General features: G+C 62.8%; 16 protein-coding genes. 3 read left to right on the top strand and 13 right to left on the bottom strand.

Features of this window, described 5'->3' with window-relative positions; translation table 11 throughout:
- Positions 1–39: 39 nt before the first annotated feature.
- From ACVOLQ_RS03840 to ACVOLQ_RS03890, 11 genes are all read right to left on the bottom strand, one after another.
- Complete coding sequence (locus ACVOLQ_RS03840) at positions 40–255, bottom strand: hypothetical protein (protein WP_481527141.1); 216 nt, start codon at positions 253–255, stop codon at positions 40–42.
- Between the two features lie 41 nt (positions 256–296).
- Complete coding sequence (locus ACVOLQ_RS03845; protein ID WP_481527142.1) at positions 297–1,070, bottom strand: ankyrin repeat domain-containing protein; 774 nt, start codon at positions 1,068–1,070, stop codon at positions 297–299.
- Positions 1,067–2,167 carry an ankyrin repeat domain-containing protein gene (locus ACVOLQ_RS03850; protein WP_481527143.1) on the bottom strand — a complete coding sequence of 367 codons (1,101 nt, stop codon included), beginning with the start codon at positions 2,165–2,167 and terminating at the stop codon, positions 1,067–1,069. The genes ACVOLQ_RS03845 and ACVOLQ_RS03850 overlap by 4 nt, the downstream gene beginning before the upstream one ends.
- Positions 2,164–3,846 (bottom strand): DNA primase family protein, encoded by a 1,683-nt coding sequence (locus ACVOLQ_RS03855; protein ID WP_180849838.1) that lies wholly within the window; start codon positions 3,844–3,846, stop codon positions 2,164–2,166. The genes ACVOLQ_RS03850 and ACVOLQ_RS03855 overlap by 4 nt, the downstream gene beginning before the upstream one ends.
- Before the next feature lie 130 nt (positions 3,847–3,976).
- A complete protein-coding gene (locus tag ACVOLQ_RS03860; protein ID WP_481507525.1) occupies positions 3,977–4,162 on the bottom strand; it encodes a hypothetical protein in 186 nt (61 codons plus the stop codon).
- 366 nt (positions 4,163–4,528) lie between these two features.
- Complete coding sequence (locus tag ACVOLQ_RS03865; protein WP_180849840.1) at positions 4,529–5,278, bottom strand: N-6 DNA methylase; 750 nt, start codon at positions 5,276–5,278, stop codon at positions 4,529–4,531.
- Positions 5,268–6,176 carry a DNA methyltransferase family protein gene (locus tag ACVOLQ_RS03870; RefSeq protein ID WP_481507524.1) on the bottom strand — a complete coding sequence of 303 codons (909 nt, stop codon included), beginning with the start codon at positions 6,174–6,176 and terminating at the stop codon, positions 5,268–5,270. Before ACVOLQ_RS03870 ends, ACVOLQ_RS03865 begins: the two co-directional genes overlap by 11 nt.
- Positions 6,169–6,822: a DNA N-6-adenine-methyltransferase gene (locus ACVOLQ_RS03875; RefSeq protein ID WP_481527144.1), complete on the bottom strand. Its 654-nt coding sequence runs from the start codon at positions 6,820–6,822 to the stop codon at positions 6,169–6,171. Before ACVOLQ_RS03875 ends, ACVOLQ_RS03870 begins: the two co-directional genes overlap by 8 nt.
- A gap of 131 nt (positions 6,823–6,953) precedes the next feature.
- On the bottom strand, positions 6,954–7,460 hold the full coding sequence (locus ACVOLQ_RS03880) for a hypothetical protein (RefSeq protein ID WP_180849842.1): 507 nt from the start codon (positions 7,458–7,460) through the stop codon (positions 6,954–6,956).
- Between the two features lie 152 nt (positions 7,461–7,612).
- Positions 7,613–8,392 (bottom strand): nucleotide-binding protein, encoded by a 780-nt coding sequence (locus ACVOLQ_RS03885; RefSeq protein ID WP_180849843.1) that lies wholly within the window; start codon positions 8,390–8,392, stop codon positions 7,613–7,615.
- Positions 8,382–10,295: a site-specific integrase gene (locus tag ACVOLQ_RS03890; RefSeq protein WP_180849844.1), complete on the bottom strand. Its 1,914-nt coding sequence runs from the start codon at positions 10,293–10,295 to the stop codon at positions 8,382–8,384. The genes ACVOLQ_RS03885 and ACVOLQ_RS03890 overlap by 11 nt, the downstream gene beginning before the upstream one ends.
- 203 nt (positions 10,296–10,498) lie before the next feature.
- Between ACVOLQ_RS03890 and mutS the strand changes: the two genes are divergently transcribed.
- Positions 10,499–13,054, top strand: a complete 2,556-nt coding sequence (gene mutS, locus ACVOLQ_RS03895; protein ID WP_481527145.1) for a DNA mismatch repair protein MutS — start codon at positions 10,499–10,501, stop codon at positions 13,052–13,054.
- Positions 13,055–13,230: 176 nt separating this feature from the next.
- Here the strand turns inward: mutS and ACVOLQ_RS03900 are convergent, their stop codons facing one another.
- Together ACVOLQ_RS03900 and ACVOLQ_RS03905 are read right to left on the bottom strand one after the other, a co-directional pair.
- Entirely contained in the window at positions 13,231–13,854 is a 624-nt protein-coding gene (locus ACVOLQ_RS03900) for a glutathione S-transferase family protein (RefSeq protein WP_481527146.1), read from the bottom strand.
- A 74-nt stretch (positions 13,855–13,928) separates the two neighbouring features.
- Positions 13,929–14,615 (bottom strand): helix-turn-helix transcriptional regulator, encoded by a 687-nt coding sequence (locus ACVOLQ_RS03905; RefSeq protein ID WP_481527147.1) that lies wholly within the window; start codon positions 14,613–14,615, stop codon positions 13,929–13,931.
- Between the two features lie 204 nt (positions 14,616–14,819).
- On the opposite strand from ACVOLQ_RS03905, the gene ACVOLQ_RS03910 reads away from it, so the two are divergent.
- Together ACVOLQ_RS03910 and ACVOLQ_RS03915 are read left to right on the top strand one after the other, a co-directional pair.
- On the top strand, positions 14,820–16,466 hold the full coding sequence (locus ACVOLQ_RS03910; RefSeq protein WP_481527148.1) for a catalase: 1,647 nt from the start codon (positions 14,820–14,822) through the stop codon (positions 16,464–16,466).
- A 157-nt stretch (positions 16,467–16,623) separates the two neighbouring features.
- Entirely contained in the window at positions 16,624–17,229 is a 606-nt protein-coding gene (locus ACVOLQ_RS03915; protein WP_313170596.1) for a DUF937 domain-containing protein, read from the top strand.
- The last annotated feature ends 99 nt before the right edge of the window (positions 17,230–17,328 follow it).

Consider the following 17,328-nt stretch of genomic DNA (forward strand, 5'->3'; position numbering starts at 1 on the left):
AGACGCACCCTGTCGGCGGTGCGGATGGTGGTGGGTGGGCTAATCGTGGAGGGTGACCGCGCGGCCTTGCTCCAACGCGCTCTCCAGCAAGGTCAACACGCGGTCGATGGTCAGCCGCGTGTCGGGGTCCCCATCGTCGTCCTGGAGCTGGAGGCGGACGCCGCCGGGGGTCTTGAGGACCACGAAACGGGGGGATGCCGCCAGGGCGTCCTGGCGATCGAGAGCGGATTCGTGGAGGGCGTCGGAATGGTCCATCGCTTCAGCATGCGACGGCGTCGGGATTTGGCAAGCCCCGGTCACAAACGCATCCTTGAGCCAGGAGATGCTTGGCGCAGCTGCCTTTCCAAGCGCTTGTGTCGCTCACCCGCGCGCATTTCATAGGCTCGATGAATCAGCATGCCAGGTTGAATGCCTACCCATTCCATGACGGCGCACGCGCCTTCTGTCAGTTCATACCCCTCTTTGAGCAGAAAGGCAGCGATGTCTAACCCGCTCCTGCCTTGGAGCATGCGCACCACACTGACGATGGGTGAATCGCTCCTGTTCCTGGGGGATCCATGGGCAACAAGCAACTTGGCCATCTCCAAAGTGCCCGCATAATTGAGGGGCACAAAGGTTCTGACCAGTTGAGGCTCGTCGCATATGACGCCTGCCGCCACCCGAGTCTCCGTCGTCACTTCTTCCGCACCAACATTGCTCCCTGCTGCCAGCAGCAGTTGTGCGCATCCAAGGTGGTCGGGGCACATTGGCGTTGAATATCGCCCTCCCGCCGCTGCAGCAAGGTGTAACGCTGTCGTTCCGATGACTTGCCTCAGAAACCCTGTCTGCTGCCTCTGCGCACCTACAAATGTGGAATGTTCGATGCGAGCATTCACATCGGCACCCGCGCCGATCAAGGCCTTCAAAGTCTCTTTGGACCCATAGAGCGCGGCGAGGCATAACGGGGTTCGACCTTCCTCATCCGGCCTTTCAATGTCGGCGCCAGCCTCCAACAGGGCAAGCACCAGGTCCGGGCGGTTCAAACGTGCGGCCTCGTGAAGAGACATCTCAAACCTGTCACGCGATCTCATAGGCGCATCCGTTGGCGGGGTGCTTCTTGGACGGCGACTGGCTGCGCCTTGACGTCATTGCGGGCGCTCCATAACGCCCCGCCGATGACCATGCATGGAGCACTTGGGCTGCTGCCATGGGCTACGGCGGGCGAGGCCTGATTCAACGTTTCTTCCAGGCGCCTGTGCCGTTCCTCCGAGCGCATCTCATGAGCCCGGTGGTCGAGCGCACCTGGCTCCATCCCCACTCTCGCCATGACCTTTCGATCGTGATCGTTGGGCCGGTAGCCCTGGTTCAACAGGAAGGCCGCGATGTCCATGCCTTGCTGCCCCTTCACAACGCCCACGGCACTGGCAAACGGGGATGGGTTGCCTTCCAGGGGTGACCCGTGAGCCACGAGGAGCTTGGCCATGTCCAGGGTGGTGGCCGCGTTGAGCGGCAGCAGCGCGAACGAGGATTCAATCTCATCCCCAGTGGGCAGCACGTTCTTCAACGTCGCCCTCACCCGCTCTTTCGCGCCGATGCCCGCCCCAGCGGCCAGCAATGATTCTGCGCAACCCAAGTGGTCGGGCCGGTTGGGCGATGAACAGTTGGCGCCGGCTTGAGCGGCTGCGTGCAGAGCCGTGCCGTTGGTGAACGTCGTTTCCCGCACGACCTGGGCGTCGTAGATGAGCTTCCGGGTCACAGTGTCCCACTTCGTGTGGCAGATGCGGGCGTGGACGTCCGCCCCCTCGGCAATGAGCGCTTCCAACGCATCCTTGGACCCGTAGAGCGCGGCTTGATACAGCGGAGTTCGTCCTTCGTAACCCGGGCGTTCAAGACATGCACCTGCGTTGACCAGGGACGTCACTGCTTGGGGTTCGTTGAACCGAGCGGCTTCGTGGAGGGGGGTGTTGTTCGTCTTGTCGACCGCGTCTACCTGCGCCCCCTGCCCGATCAACCATTCGCACACCTCGGGATGTCCGCCTTGGGCGGCTTCGTGCAGCGGGGTGAACCGGTCCTTGTCGGCATGGTTCACGTCGGCACCAAGGGCATGGAGCCGCTGGCACTCGGCGAGGTTGCCGGCCAGGGCGGCTTCGGCAAAGCGAGATTGGAGATCGTCGGATGAGGTGCTCATACAGGCATTTCCAGATCGGCCAAGTCCCTCAACGGCTTGATCCCAGCAATCCGAATCTCTGCCACACGTGGCTTCTTGCCCCCATGGGAGATTTGGTAGATGCCGGCCTCGGGAAACTTCTCGCGAACGCGCTTCCAGAAGTCTTCCGCGTTGACGGGCTTCTTACCCAGTTCCTCCAACACGTATTGGCGGTAATCGGCATAGATGGCGGTCTTGTCGGTGCAAACACCGCTGTCGTAGGTTGCCTCGCGGTCCGCCATGTAGGCCATGGTCGTGTCCGACTCCATTCGGTTCTGCTCGGCCAGTGCGACCACGGCATCGGGCAGCTTCTCGGAGAACCCGCCTCGCTCCATGAGGCGCAGCGCTCCTTCCAGCACCCAGTCCAACACCTGGGCCATCTCCTCCTCGCTTTCGGTGATCTGCAGGTGGAAATCAGGCTCGCGCTTCTTTCCACTTCCACCGTTCGCACTCTCGTGGGTCTTCTCCCCCATTCGAACGTTGAAGGGGATGGCCAGGACCTTTCTCCAGAACCCGTGCTCGTGCCCTGACACCGTGAACCAGGAGTTGACGCTGGCAAACAGGGTGCCGATCGGCAGCGTGGTGTAAGCATCCTTGCGCTTGGCCTCCACTTGGATGGGGTCACGCGAAATGAGCGCCTTCAGCACTTCCTGGATGGATGCGGCAAGGACCTTGGGCGTCTCCGTGACGATGTAGGCGCTCTTGCCCACCAAAGGGGCCATGGCAAAAGTTCCGTCCAGCTTCTCCAGGCGCAGCGACACGTTGCGAGGGTGAAGGGCGCGCAGGATGTGGAGGAACGTGGACTTTCCATTGCTGCCCGACCCGACCAGGAAGAAGGCCTTTTCAAAGCAGATCGACATCAACGAGCTGGCCACCGCTTCCTGTAAGAGCGCGCGCACCTCCAGATCGGGCTGGAAGAGATCCAGGTATTGACCGAACTTCGAATGGGGGTCCAACGGCTTGGGGATGTAATACCCCTCTCCATCCACCTGGTCCAGCCGCAGCTTGGCCGGCACTTGGTAAGTGATGCCATGTTCCTTGCTCGGCGCCAGCACCCGGATACGCGTCCTAGAGGGCGCCACGTCTTCCGGAAACAGGATGGCCTGCCGCAGCCCCAAGCTCTGTCCGTAGGTGGGTGAGAAGACGTCTTGATCGATGACTTCTTCACCATCAGCCGCAGCTGGAGCACGGCTCGGTTCGTCCGGCTTGACGATCTCAAGGTAGCCCCCTTTGAGGGGAACGATGGCCCGGCGATCGGACTTCTTGGGCAGCCAGCATTGCCGATCACCCATCAACTCCAGCACGGCGGTGTTGATGCAGCTGGTGGCGTGACCGGCGTTCGCCTTGTCCTTGCGCTCCAATCGGAGCCAGGAAAGCGCCTTGGCGGCCATGTCCTTCTCAGAACACCGGTCCCAATAGCCCTGCTCAGGCAGCCATCGAAAGAAGCTGCAATCGTCATCGCCATCTGGCAGCTTGCCGCCGATCGCATACTCCTCCGTCGCTTTCAGATGGTCGGCGAAATCAGCCTCAAACGCTTGATCGCTCAAGGTTGCTTTGGGCGCTGGTGCGCCAAACGCGGCCTTGGGAGCCGCATTTCCTCGAAAGGAGAGGACATTGTTGGGGCGCCCATTGACACCCGAGGTTGTCGTTGTATCGTTCATGTGTGTGTTGTCCGTTTTAGAACCCCGGTTGGCGCCGGGGTTTTTTATTGATTACGCGGCTTGCTGGACGCGACTCATCCATTCCACCAGCGCTTGGCGCATGGCTTCCGATGGAGTCTTGCCCTGGGCATCAGCCGCCGCTTGTAGCCGCTGCTTGAACGCTCGGCTTACCCGAGCCTTCAACAATTCGTCTCGCGGTTGAGTCGCCTTCTTCGATCTCGGGATGTTCGTCATTGCTCGTTTCCTGGATGATGTGGCCTTGTTGTGGCCACAACTCCATCCAAACAGAGCTCACGAACTTGTCCATACCGATCATTTGACTAAAACCAATTTCTGCTTCCTCAACAGCATTTTCTGCAAATGCGTGAGGTAGTTCGCACTTTTGGACCAAGGTGTAACAGGTGCTTGTTACACCCCTTGTTACCGCTGGAACCCTTGTCAGATAAGGCTTGTCACGGGTGTAACAGGTGTAACAAGTGGATCCATCAGTTTGAAAAACTCATGAGTCATTCAAGCCCACACTTCCTATGCACTGGAAAGTAATACCCACCTACCCGTTACACCCGTTACAAGCACTGACACGACTGCAAAGCCATTGAATCAACGGGAGATTCCTCCGTAACAAGCACCTGGGACGGGTGTAACGGGTGCTTGTTACGGCGGGGCGGGAGGCCACACTTGACTAAACAACCATCACCGCCTTTTGCTCCAACAACTCCTCTACCGTTCCCTTCCACCGGTTGGTGATGTAACCCAGCTTCAGTGGGCCAGCCAAGGTGTTTCCTACCCAGAGCTCGACGTGCTTGAGCGGGACGCCATGCAGCACTTGGGCTGCCTGCAGCTGCAAGGCCGTCATCGCCACGCAGAACGGATCCAGGTCCACGGCGCTCACCTCGATCGTGTCGCTGGGAAAGCCTTCCATTCGCGAGCGAACAGCGCCCAACAGCAACCCACCGGCACCGCATGCCGGCTCGTGAATCCTGAAGCAGCGAGGGTTGGCCGGGTGACGGATGAAATGATCCTGAGCGATACCAGCGGTCAGTTCCACCAAATCCGTTGGCGTAAAGAACTGACCAATGCCTTCCCCGCCTTTGGTGGCCAACAACTCGGCATGCACCCAAACCAGCAAGTCTTCGAACGGGCGGCACTCGCCCACCAGGTCCGTATAGGCCTTGATGGCATGAGCCAACGGCTCGACCGGAGGGCTGTGTTCCTGCAACGTGGCGAAGCCGAGCGCCCGGCCGCTAAAGCATGCGCCCAGCTTGTCGATCGCCATCATGTTGCCCGCGTGGATGAGACTCACCAAGGTGTGCTGAACGAACAGCTCCATGGCCTCGCGGGCATTCCACGGACGGTTCGGTCGCGTGGGAATTCCACGGATTGCTTTGACCAGACCACTGGCCAGACCAGGGGACATTTCCTTATGCGTCATGGGGGTTCTCCTTGAAAGTGGTCGACTCAGTCGTCCAATGGGCGATCACCGTGCCAAACACCGGTTTCGGTTTCAGGTATTCCGTGATCGTGTCCTTGCACTCCACGTTGACCAGGCCAATCGGCTGTTCCCACACCAGCTGATTCATCAGCAACTGGAGGGCCGTCGTTGCGGCGCAAAGCGGGTCCCGATCATTGGCCATGACCACAAGGTTCTTCAGTGCGTCAGGACGGTTATGGCCATTCCGAAGATGGCCTTGGATCTGAGCCAACAGCAGCGTTCCAGAACCACACGCGGGATCCATCACCGTGACCGGCGCCACCATGGCGTCGCCCGTCAACGTCCTGCCCTCGGGGAGAAGTCGCGGAATTGCACTGGCCATGTCCCAGGGCGTGAAGTGCTGACAATCCGATTTTTGGCCCGCCCCCACTACGACGTTGAACACCTCTCCCAGCAGGCACTCAAAGGGCGCTGCATGCTGCATGGCAGTCACGTAGGCATCGGTCACCTGTCCGTGCCAATCGGCCTGCCCTTCCTTCACGGGCCCCAACAGATCCATGTCCACCCACGGCATCACGGGCAATCCCAAGTTGGCCTGGAACTTCTCAAGCTGCCGATGGACAGCCACTTTCAGCGCGTAATTCACAAACAAAGTCATTCGCTCGCGGTTGTTGCTGGCGGGAATGGCTCGGATGGCCTTCACCAAGCGCTTGTTCGCAGCTCCCTTGCGGTGGGCGACCTTCTGTTCCCACTCCTTGGCGTAATCCCTCGGACACGTGTGCATCGGAAGATTTCCGGGCACCTGACGCCAGCCCTTGGTATGCGAGTTGTTGACGCGAGCCTCCATGCTTCCAAGCCACTGCAAGACGCGCAGAGCGCCTTCGGTCTGATTACTCATCGTTGGCACTCCCCTGGTTGGCGTTGGCCACCTTCGTCACCCGCTGGATCGCAAAGAACTTCCCACGCAGCACACCGTCTTCCTGCGCCCTCTTGAGGTTGCGGGCAGCCCGCTGGCCGTAAGCCACGAACACCGACCCGGTCGGCGCGGCAGTTCCAGTGGTTCCGTCCGGACGCACGAACTTCAGTCGTCCGCGGGTGAGGAGGATGGCGGTGGTGTTGGGATGGTTGAGCACGAAGTCGTGCATCCAAGCCGGGTCCATGTGGGCCGGCACCAGCGCGATACCACCTCCGGGGTGGTTGGCCAGCATGGCCATCCACTTGTCCATGCCCTTCCCGTAGGGCGGGTTCATCCACACGAAGGCCTGCGGCCACCACACCGTCGCCAGGCCATCCTGGCTGGGCGGGATCATCCGGCAGGCCGTCGGCGCCGGCAGATCGGAATGGTCTTCCGGCGTGCAAGGATCGAGGTCAAACCCCTCCTGGCCACCCAGCGCTTTGACGATTGCCGGCGGGGTATACCAATCGACGGCCGAGTAGTCTTTGTCGCACGCCTTGTAGCAAGCGGTGGTGAGCCGGGTGGCCTTCGGCGCCAAGAGGCGCTTGGTGCGGGTAGCCGGTTTGAACTGAAGAACGTTGGACTGCATGTCGATCTCGCCTGTCGTTCCCGATCGGAACGGACGCGAGCTTGCGGGCGCGGCGCTGTAGGATTTCCGCGCGAAAAGGCCGCTTTATCGGGACATTTGTCCCGATAACGGCCAGCATGCATTGATATGCCTCATCCGAGCGTTTCCCGATAAAAAGACGGGAACAAGGAGCAATCGGTGGCTTTCGCAACGCTCTCGGCGGCGGACTGGAGCACGTCCATGGCCCAGTTGTGGAACGGCTGACGCGCCTCGCTGCTCACCCAAGGGATTTCGAGGGCTTCAAGCACCGTGAGCGCACGCGCGGGTCGATGGGGATGAAATACGGCGAGCCCCATCAGTCGATCGGACTCGTTCAACGCCATGGGCAATTTCTGTTCCAAGCCGGGGATGCCCGCTTGTCGAAGAGCTGCAAGAGCTTCTGCCAGAAGCTTCTCAGCCGATTCCAAGCGGTCTTCTGTTCTCCGTAGCCGCTCATCCATCATGGACCGTTGATACCCTTCGGCATCGCGGCATTCACACACCGAAGACCAACGGTATTGCACTCCTTGACGGTTGCTTCTCGCCGGTCGGTGCACGGGGATCAACCCTTCGTTTCTCTGGCGTCGCTTTTTCAGCGCGTCCTTGGAAATACCCAGCATGTAGGCCGCCACACCAGGACCGACCCACTCCCGCTTTCCATCGATCGCTTGGGTAAGCTCAACGTCCTCTGAGTAGGTCAAGACGAAAGGACCAGGATCTTTCGGAGGGCGTCCTGGACGCCGCCCACCCATCCAGCCGGATTCGTCAGCGCTCAAAGCCGACTGCTCCCCTTCCCAAAGGGCCGAACCCCAGTGCTCTCCACCACATCGACGCTCAACCGCTCTTCCAGATCACTGGCACGCTGGCGCGACCGTGACGCATCGATGGCATGCTGGGTTGCGGCGAGGACGCCTAGGAATGCGTCCTGGTAGGGTTGTCGGCTCTCGGTGTTGATCCAGGGTTGGGCCAAGGCAACTTCCACGGTGCCTTCCCAAATGTTGCCATCGGCCAAGGCCTGAGCAAGCGTGGCGTCGTCCACAGCCAAGACATGGCCCGCAATGCGATCCCCATCCAGCGCCCAGTCGTGCGACACCACCGCCACGTCCGAAAGGGTGGCCAGGTTCGAGATGCGGCCCAGCTTCTTCTGGAGCTTGGCAAGTTCTTCCTTTGCCTGGCGGAGGGAAAGCTCCAGTTCCAGCTCGCGCACGCGCTGTTGCGCCATATCCAGCTCATTCTGCAGGCGGCGTTCTTTCGGTGACTTGCCCAACCGGGCGTTCTGCCACTCCACCAGGTCGCTGTAGAGGTAGCGCACGTGCTGGTTCAGCCCACCCCCAACCTGCCCCGCCCCTTTCTGGAAGGGAGGACCCAGTGGGGGCGAGCGCCGCCGCCATTCACCCAGGGTGTCGAAGTGGACGCCCAGGAACTTGGCCGCGGCCTTGGTGCTCACGGTAGGAGGCGGCAGGCCAGCCGCGGCCCGTTCCAACTCCCGGTCTACCGCCGTGGCCTGCAATGCCAGGTATTGCTCTTCGGCGCGTTGAAGCTCAATCGTCATCCAGCGCGGTGATCTGGTTGCGGGGAGCAAAGATGGTAACCGGTTCGTCCTTGGATTCGTCCAGCCGGGGCTTGTCCACGCCTTTGAGCCGGTTCCATACCCTGGGGCTGGTGGCGATCATCATTTCCTCCACCTCGGAGAACGCCTCACGCAATCGCTTCCACTCCTGGTCGGTGTAGCGCAAGCTCACCTCCGACATGCCCTTGTCGTCCGGCTGCGACACGTGGTGGTGGAGCATCTGGGAGACCACCCGGCTGTCTCCAAGGAGCAGGCCGGCGTAGCGTCCCAAGGTCCGGCGCAGATCGTGGGTGGTCAGGCCTTGGTCGACCTCGTCCCGAAGGTCAATGAGCCCGGCATCCCGGCGCACATTGGCCAGGATCGACTTGCTATCGGAGTAGTGCCCGGACTTGCTTCGGCTGGAGCGGGCGGGAAACACATATTTCGTTCGCTGAACCTCGTGCTCCGCCTTTTCCACGGCCTCCTGGAGGCCCACGATCACGGCCTTGCTCGCACCACTCTCGCGCGCTGACTCCAGCAGTTGACGAGCGGCGGCTAATTCCTTCTTTGCTGTGGCGTTGTCCAAACGGCCTTCGAAACGACGGCGCAGGATCCGTTCCGCAAAGTAGGTCACGGGCAAGAATCGGCTCTCGCCCGATTTGGTGTCGCTCATGAACACCTGCGGGCCGGTGCGGCCGGTGTAGGGATTCACCGCATCCGCTGCACCCAGCCAAACCCAGGACACTTCCCGCTGGGACAGCTCGCCCTTGGAACAGCGATCAAACCAACGCAGCTGCACCGCTTCACTGCGGCGCGAGCCCCAGAGCAGCGTCAGCAGCAGATAGTCCGAAGCGGCGGCATTGTGACCACCCTGCTCGTCTCGGCGGGCCACGATCGCCTTGAGCACCTTGGGGAGAGTGTCGTCGTTGAGAGGGTTTCGAACCTCGGCCCGTTCGTAATGTTTCCGCAGTGCCCTTGCGCCTCGCACCAGCTTCTTGCTGAAGACGACTGAGAACGGGTTGAAGGACAGCACGAGGGGACGCCCCTCTATGCTGGCCAACTCCAGCTCCTTGCGCAGTATGTGCTTCACGCCGCGGTATGCATCGGTGAAGGTGTGCTCGGCCGCGGCCACTCCGGCGGCTTTCACCCGCTGGATGTATTTGCCCGTGATGCCCAGTGATTCGAGCTTGGCGGTGTCGAGCTCCGCCCAGTCCTCATAGCCCTTGAGGACGGCTTTCATGTGAGTGGGGACGCGGTTGGAGCGCTCCATGGCGCTCTTCCGCATCTTACTGTAGGCGGCCGTGATGTCATTCTCGCGCAGATCCTTGACGACCCGGTCGGCCATGTTCACTTCCGGACGCTCCAACCGCGCCATGCTGTCCCGATAAGCCTCCACGCTGTTCGCCTTGACCTGCCCCAAGGCCAGGCGCTCTTCCATGTCCGCCAGGTAGGCAGCCATGCACTCGCGAACGGTGATGTTCGCCAGCCGTTTGATGCTCTGGGCTGCTTCCTTGGCCTTGGCCTGGTGGACCTTTGGGTTTTCCCCGGTGCTCAGCAGGATCGCCACGTGCTGCCGCGCTTTCTCGTGGGCCTCAGCCAGGCCCATGTCCGTCACGTTGCCCAAGGCGAAGCGGCGCACCCCGTTGGGGCCGCGCCGGACCATCTCGTAGGTCACCTTCGTCTTGCCCACGTAGAAGCCGAAACCCACGGGGGCACCCTGGCTGGCGTCCACGATCCGGTAGGGCTTGCCCTGGTCGGCCTTGGGACGGGGAACCAACTTGATCCGCCCGCCCCCAACGACCTCCGGCACGACGCTGGTGGAAAGCTGCATCACCTGCGCGTGGGTCAGACTAAACTTGAAGCCCGCTCGGCGGGCACCTGCCTTCGTCGCAACACCGTTGGCCATCGCCGAAACCCCGATCCTTGTCGTCGCAACAGGATTCTGGCCTCAACCGGAACCTGTCGCAACATGATCGCAACAGAAAACCCCGTTACTTGCCGTTTCTGACCGGTAACGACCGCTACAAACCGAGGCAGATTATTTTGCAAGCCACTGATTCCAATCAAACAAGCAAGCCCAGCAAGGGTGGCGCAGAACACACGCCTTTAATGAAGCAGTTCTTCGCAGCCAAGTCCGAGTATCCGGACCTGCTGCTGTTCTTCCGGATGGGCGATTTCTACGAACTGTTCTATGACGACGCGCGCAAGGCCGCGCGCCTGCTCGATATCACCCTGACCCAGCGCGGCAGCTCCGGCGGTGCGCCGATCCCGATGGCCGGCGTACCGGTGCACTCCTTCGAAGGCTATCTGGCGCGGCTGGTGGCAGTCGGCGAGTCGGTGGCGATCTGCGAGCAGATCGGCGACCCGGCGCTGGCCAAGGGCCTGGTCGAACGCAAGGTTGTGCGCGTGGTCACCCCCGGCACCGTCACCGACGAGGCCCTGCTGGACGAACGCCGCGATACCTTGCTGATGGCGCTGTCGCGCAGCAAGGCCGGCTACGGCCTGGCCTGGGCCGATCTGGCCGGCGGTCGCTTCCTGGTCAATGAAGTAGACAACGACGACGCGCTGGAAGCCGAACTGGCCCGGCTGGAACCGGCCGAACTGCTGGTGCCCGACGAGGAGAACTGGCCCGAATTCCTGCGCCACCGCAGCGGCGTGCGCCGCCGCGCACCGTGGCTGTTCGACGCCGACAGTGGTCGTCGCCACCTGTTGAACTTCTTCAAGCTGCACGACCTGAGCGGCTTCGGCATTGACGACAAGCCGCGCGCCACTGGGGCCGCCGGCGCCCTGCTCGGCTATGTCGAGGAAACCCAGAAGCAGCGCCTGCCGCACCTGACCGCCATCGCGATGGAGAACGCTGGTGAGGCGATCGCGATGAATGCTGCCACCCGCCGTCATCTGGAGCTGGATACGCGCGTTGATGGCGACACCCGCAACACCTTGCTCGGCGTGCTCGACAGCACGGTCTCGCCGATGGGCGGGCGCCTGCTGCGGCGCTGGCTGCACCGCCCGTTGCGCCTGCGCAACGTGCTGCAGCAACGCCACCATGCCGTAGCCACGCTGATCGATCGCGGCGCCGATGCCGACCTGCGCGACAGCTTCCGCGCGCTTGGCGATATCGAACGTATCTTGACCCGCATGGCACTGCGCTCGGCGCGGCCGCGCGATTTCTCCACCCTGCGTGATGGCCTGGGCCTGTTGCCGGCCATCAACGCGCAGCTGGACACGCTGGATTCGCCGCGCCTGCAGCAGTTGCGCGCCGAGCTGGGCTCGCACGATGAAAGCGCGCACCTGCTGGCCAGCGCTATTGCCGAACAGCCGCCGCTGAAACTGTCCGACGGCGGCGTGATCGCCGAAGGCTACGACACCGAACTGGACGAACTGCGCCGCCTGTCCACCCACGCCGACCAGTTCCTGATCGACCTGGAAGCGCGCGAGCGCCAGGCCAGCGGCATCGCCACCTTGAAGGTTGGCTACAACCGCGTGCATGGCTATTACATCGAGATCAGCAAGGGCCAGGCCGACAAGGCGCCGGTGCACTACACCCGCCGCCAGACCCTGACCAATGCCGAGCGCTACATCACCGAGGAGTTGAAGAACTTCGAGGACAAGGTGCTGTCGGCACGCGAGCGCTCGCTCAGCCGCGAGAAGCTGCTGTACGAAGGCCTGCTCGACATCGTCGGCGAGCAGCTGGAGCCCTTGAAGCGCTGTGCCGGCGCCCTGAGCGAGCTGGACGTGCTGGCGGCATTCGCCGAGCGCGCGCAGGCACTGGACTGGGCGCAGCCGGAACTGCAGGAAGACGCCTGCCTGCGCATCGAGCGCGGCCGCCACCCGGTGGTGGAAGCAGTGCGCGAAGCACCGTTCGAGCCCAATGACCTGGACCTGCACCCCGACCGCCGCATGCTGGTCATCACCGGCCCGAACATGGGCGGTAAATCGACCTATATGCGGCAGAACGCACTGATCGTGCTGCTGGCGCATATCGGCAGCTTTGTGCCGGCCAGCCGTGCGGTGATCGGCCCGATCGACCGCATCCTGACCCGCATCGGCGCCGGCGACGACCTTGCCAAGGGCCAATCCACCTTCATGGTGGAAATGGCCGAGACCAGCTACATCCTGCACCACGCCACCGCGCACTCGCTGGTGTTGATGGACGAAATCGGCCGCGGCACCTCCACCTATGACGGCCTGGCCCTGGCCGACGCGGTGGCCCGCCACCTGGCTTACCAGAACCGCTGCTACACCTTGTTCGCCACCCACTACTTCGAGCTGACCGCGCTGGCCGACGAGAGCCATGAAGGCGGCGCCAGCGGCATCGCCAACGTGCATCTGGATGCGGTGGAACACGGCGACACCCTGGTGTTCATGCACGCAGTGAAGGACGGCCCGGCCAACCGCAGCTTTGGTTTGCAGGTAGCTGCACTGGCCGGCCTGCCCAAGTCGACGGTGGCGCAGGCGCGCCGCCGTCTGGCCGAGCTGGAACAGCGCGGCGGTGAAACCCAGAGCGCGGCGATGGCTCCGCAGGCCCTGGATGCGCCGCAGCAGTTTGGTCTGTTTGCCGCGCCGAGCTCAGCGGCTCTGGATGCACTGCAGGCGATCGATCCGGATGAGCTGACACCGAAGCAGGCGCTGGAAGCGCTGTACCGGGTGAAGTCTCTGATCTGAGCAGCAGCGGCCCTGTAGTGCCGAGCCATGCTCGGCAAGGGACTTTCTCGGCACCGCTCAATGCCGAGCATGGCTCGGCACTACAACTGCCACTCCCTCCCTTTGGCCGAAGGCCAAGGGGAGGGTTGGGGAGGGGTTGGCTCTTTCCGCCTTTCGAGCAATCCCCGACTCGCGGCTTACGCCGCTCCTACAAGCGGTAGCAAGGCATCATCCAACTCGCCCGCACGCACCGACGCCGGCCGCTGCAGATGCACATCACAGTAATCGGTGAACACCGGCTTGGCCTCCAGCTCGCCCACGCGCATGTAATAGCTCAGGAACGAGGCCATATACAGGTCGGCGACGGTGAAACCATCACCCACCAGATAACGTTTACCGGCGACGGCAGTTTCCAGCGTGTGCAACAGGTCCTCTGCGGTGCCGTAACCCGCCTCCATCGGCGGCGCCAAGCCGCCATGGCGACGATCCGTAACGAAAGCTTCCAGCGGCCCGGCCGCAAACAATACCCAGCGGTAGCATTCGCCGCGTTCCGCACTGCCTACCGGCGGCAGCAAGGCCTTTTCCGGCGCCAGATCGGCCAGGTGCAGGCAGATCGCGGCATTCTCGGTGATCACCGTCTTGCCCTGCAGCAAGGCCGGAACCTTGCCCATCGGATTGATCGCCAGATACTGCGCGGACTTCATGCTGGTGCCGTATTCGAGCATGACAGCGTCGTAGCGCAGGCCGGTCTCCTCCAACATCCAGCGGGTGATGCGGCCGCGCGAATGCGGATGGGTGTAGAAGGCGAGCGTGTCGGTCATGTCAGGCACCTGCGTTTGTTGGGAGCCGTCAGTGTGCGCAGGGGCTGCTGACAACCACTGTCAGCAGTGATGCATCAGTTGTCCATCATGCATTGCGCACGCCAGCGCTTCAGCAACTGATGGCGCTGCGCCGGATAGCGTTGCGCAGTGTCCTCCAATGCCAACAATCGATCAGCGCGGAAGTGACGGAAATCACCGCGCATCTCGCACCACGCCGCCAGCATCCGTACATCGGCCATGAAGGCCATCGCGAACGGCCAGATCATGCGCTCACTGACCCTGCCCTCGACATCGCGATACTGGATGCGCACAGCGTTGCCGTCGCGGATGGCACGGCGCAGAGCCGGCAACCATGGCTCCGGTGGCACCGCGTGCCAGTGCGGCGCGAACAGGCCGCTGGTTTCCACCTGCAGCCGCAGCGTCTCCGGTAACACGCCAATGACACGCTGCAAGGCCGTGTCGGCGGCAGCCGCCAGTTCAGGGTCGCCGTGCGACGCCACCCAACGCGCGCCCAACAACACCGCTTCAAGTTCTTCGGCGGAAAACATCATCGGCGGCAACAGAAAGCCCGGCCTTAGCTGATAGCCGACACCAGGATCACCCGCGATATCGGCGCCCTGCCCGCGCAACGCATCGATATCCCGATACACGGTGCGCAGGCTCACCTCCAGCCGCTGCGCCAGCTCGGCGCCGCGCACCGGCGTGCGGCGCCGCCGCAATTCATCCAGCAGGTGCAGCAATCGGGCGGCGCGTTGGCTCATGGGTGGATCCGGGACAGTCAGCTGACCAGCATAACGGCTGGCAGCCGGTGGATTGCTCCCGGGGCTTCAACAGAGCGCATTTATGTGGGCAAGCTGAGCAATAGATAAGCCCTATCAAAGCGAACGTTTCATTTGATTACTCATTTAACGCTTCCATGGTTACAGTCGGTGAAAGCAAAACCCCAACGCCAGCAGGAGCCAGCCATGAGCAATGACACCAAGCCCACCTGTCCGTACCACACGGCCCCATCCCCCGAGCAGGCCGCGCAGTCGCAGCGCGATACCAGCACCACGCCTGCACAGAAGCATGGCGACGCGCCGGTAACACCCATGACCACCGCCTTTGGTGCACCGGTGGTGGACAACCAGAACAGCAAGACCGCCGGCCCGCGTGGCCCGCTGCTGATGGAAGACGTGTGGCTGCTGGAGAAGCTGGCCAACCTCAACCGCGAAATCATTCCCGAACGTCGCATGCATGCGAAGGGCTCAGGCGCATTCGGCACCTTCACCGTCACCCATGACATCAGCAAGTACACCCGCGCCAAGCTCTTCTCGGCAGTGGGCAAGCAGACCGAGATGTTCGCCCGCTTCACCACCGTGGCCGGTGAGCGCGGCGCGGCCGATGCCGAGCGCGACATCCGTGGCTTCGCGCTGAAGTTCTACACCGAGGAAGGCAACTGGGACCTGGTAGGCAACAACACGCCGGTGTTCTTCCTGCGTGACCCGCGCAAGTTCGGCGACCTCAACAAGGCGGTCAAGCGCGACCCGCACACCAACCTGCGCAGCGCGCGCAACAACTGGGATTTTTGGACCCTGCTACCGGAAGCACTGATGCAGGTGACCGTGGTGATGAGCGATCGCGGCATCCCGCGCAGCTTCCGCCATATGAACGGCTTTGGTTCGCACACCTACAGCTTCACCAATGAAGGTGGCGAACGCTTCTGGGTGAAGTTCCATTTCGTCACCCAGCAGGGCGTGCAGGCACTGACCGACGCGCAGGCCGAAGTGCTGGTCGGCAAGGACCGCGAAAGCCACGGCCGCGATCTGTTCCAGGCAATCGAGCGCGGTGAGTTCCCGAAGTGGAAGCTGTTCGTGCAGGTCATGCCGGAGTTGGAGGCAGAGACCTACCGCATCCATCCGTTCGACCTGACCAAGGTCTGGCCGAAGAGCGATTACCCGCTGATCGAAGTCGGTGAGTTCGAGCTCAACCGCAACCCCGACAACTGGTACATGGACGTGGAGCAGTCGGCATTCGCACCGAGCAACCTGGTACCGGGCATTGGCCCGTCGCCGGACAAGATGTTGCAGGCACGTCTGTTCGCTTACACCGACGCACAGCGCTACCGCCTGGGCGTGAACCACCACCAGATCCCGGTCAACGCCGCCCGCTGCCCGGTCTTCAGCAACCACCGCGATGGCGCCATGCGCGTGGACGGCAACTACGGCGGCCTGCCGCACTACGAGCCCAACAGCTATGGCCAGTGGCAGGAGCAGCCGCAGTACCGCGAGCCGGCCCTGAAGATCCGTGGCGATGCCGACTTCTGGAACTTCCGCGAAGACGACAACGACTACTTCAGCCAGCCCGGTGCACTGTTCCGCAGCTACAACGCCGAGCAGAAGCAGCGCCTGTTCGAGAACACCGCCCGCGCCCTGGGTGATGCCCCGGACTTCATCAAGCAGCGCCACATCGACAACTGCAACAAGGCTGACCCGGCCTACGGTGCCGGCATCGCCGCTGCGCTGCAGAAGCTGGCCGCGGCAACCGCCCCGGCCGATCCGTTCGCACCGCCGCCGCACCCGGGCAGCGATTTCCCGACCGCCACCCCGGGCGCCGAGGACATCGAGCTGTAAGCCCGATTCACTGATCCAATGACGAAACAGCACCGCCCGCCCTGCGCGGGCGGTGCTGTTTCTGCCCACAAACCAACACGTCATTGCCCCCTTCACCTACGCCCCCTTGCGGGGGTTACCATGCCGCTCGGCAACCCACCCATTCAAGGATCTCCCGATGAGCCTGACCGACGACCTTCTCTCCCAGCTGCAAGGCGCACCGCTGCAGCAGGTTTCCCAGCAGCTGGGCATCGACAGCCAGCAGGCGTCGGGCGCCATCAGCGCCGCGCTGCCGCTGCTGATGGGTGCGCTGGGCAACAACGCAGCCAAGCCACAGGGCGCCGAAGCGCTGTTCGGCGCGCTGCAGAACAACCACAGCGGCCTGGACATCGGCAGCGTGCTGGGTGCGGTGATGGGCGGCGGCAACAGCCCGGCCGCCAACGGCGCCGGCATCCTCGGCCACATTTTCGGTGGCAACCAGGACCGCGCTGAAACCGGCCTGGCCCAAGCCACGGGCCTGAGCCCGAGCAGCTCCAGCCAGTTGCTGAAGATCCTCGCCCCGATCGTGATGGCTTATATCGCCCAGCGCATGAGCAGTGGCGGCCAGGCCAGTGCCGGTGGGCTGGCGCAGATCCTGGGGCAGGAGAAGCAGCAGGTGACGCAGGCCGGCGGTATCGGCGGAGGCCTGCTGGGCAGCGTGATGGACCAGGATGGCGACGGCCAGTTCGGCGTCAGCGACCTGATCAAGCTGGGCAGCGGCTTGCTGGGTAGCGGCAAGCGTTGAGCTGATGAAGATTGATTGAAAACGCCACCGCAAGGTGGCGTTTTTGTTTCTGTAGTGCCGAGCCATGCTCGGCAGAGGCTTCACTGGTAGAGCCCAATG

It is taken from the genome of Stenotrophomonas sp. STEN031, from assembly GCF_056759975.1.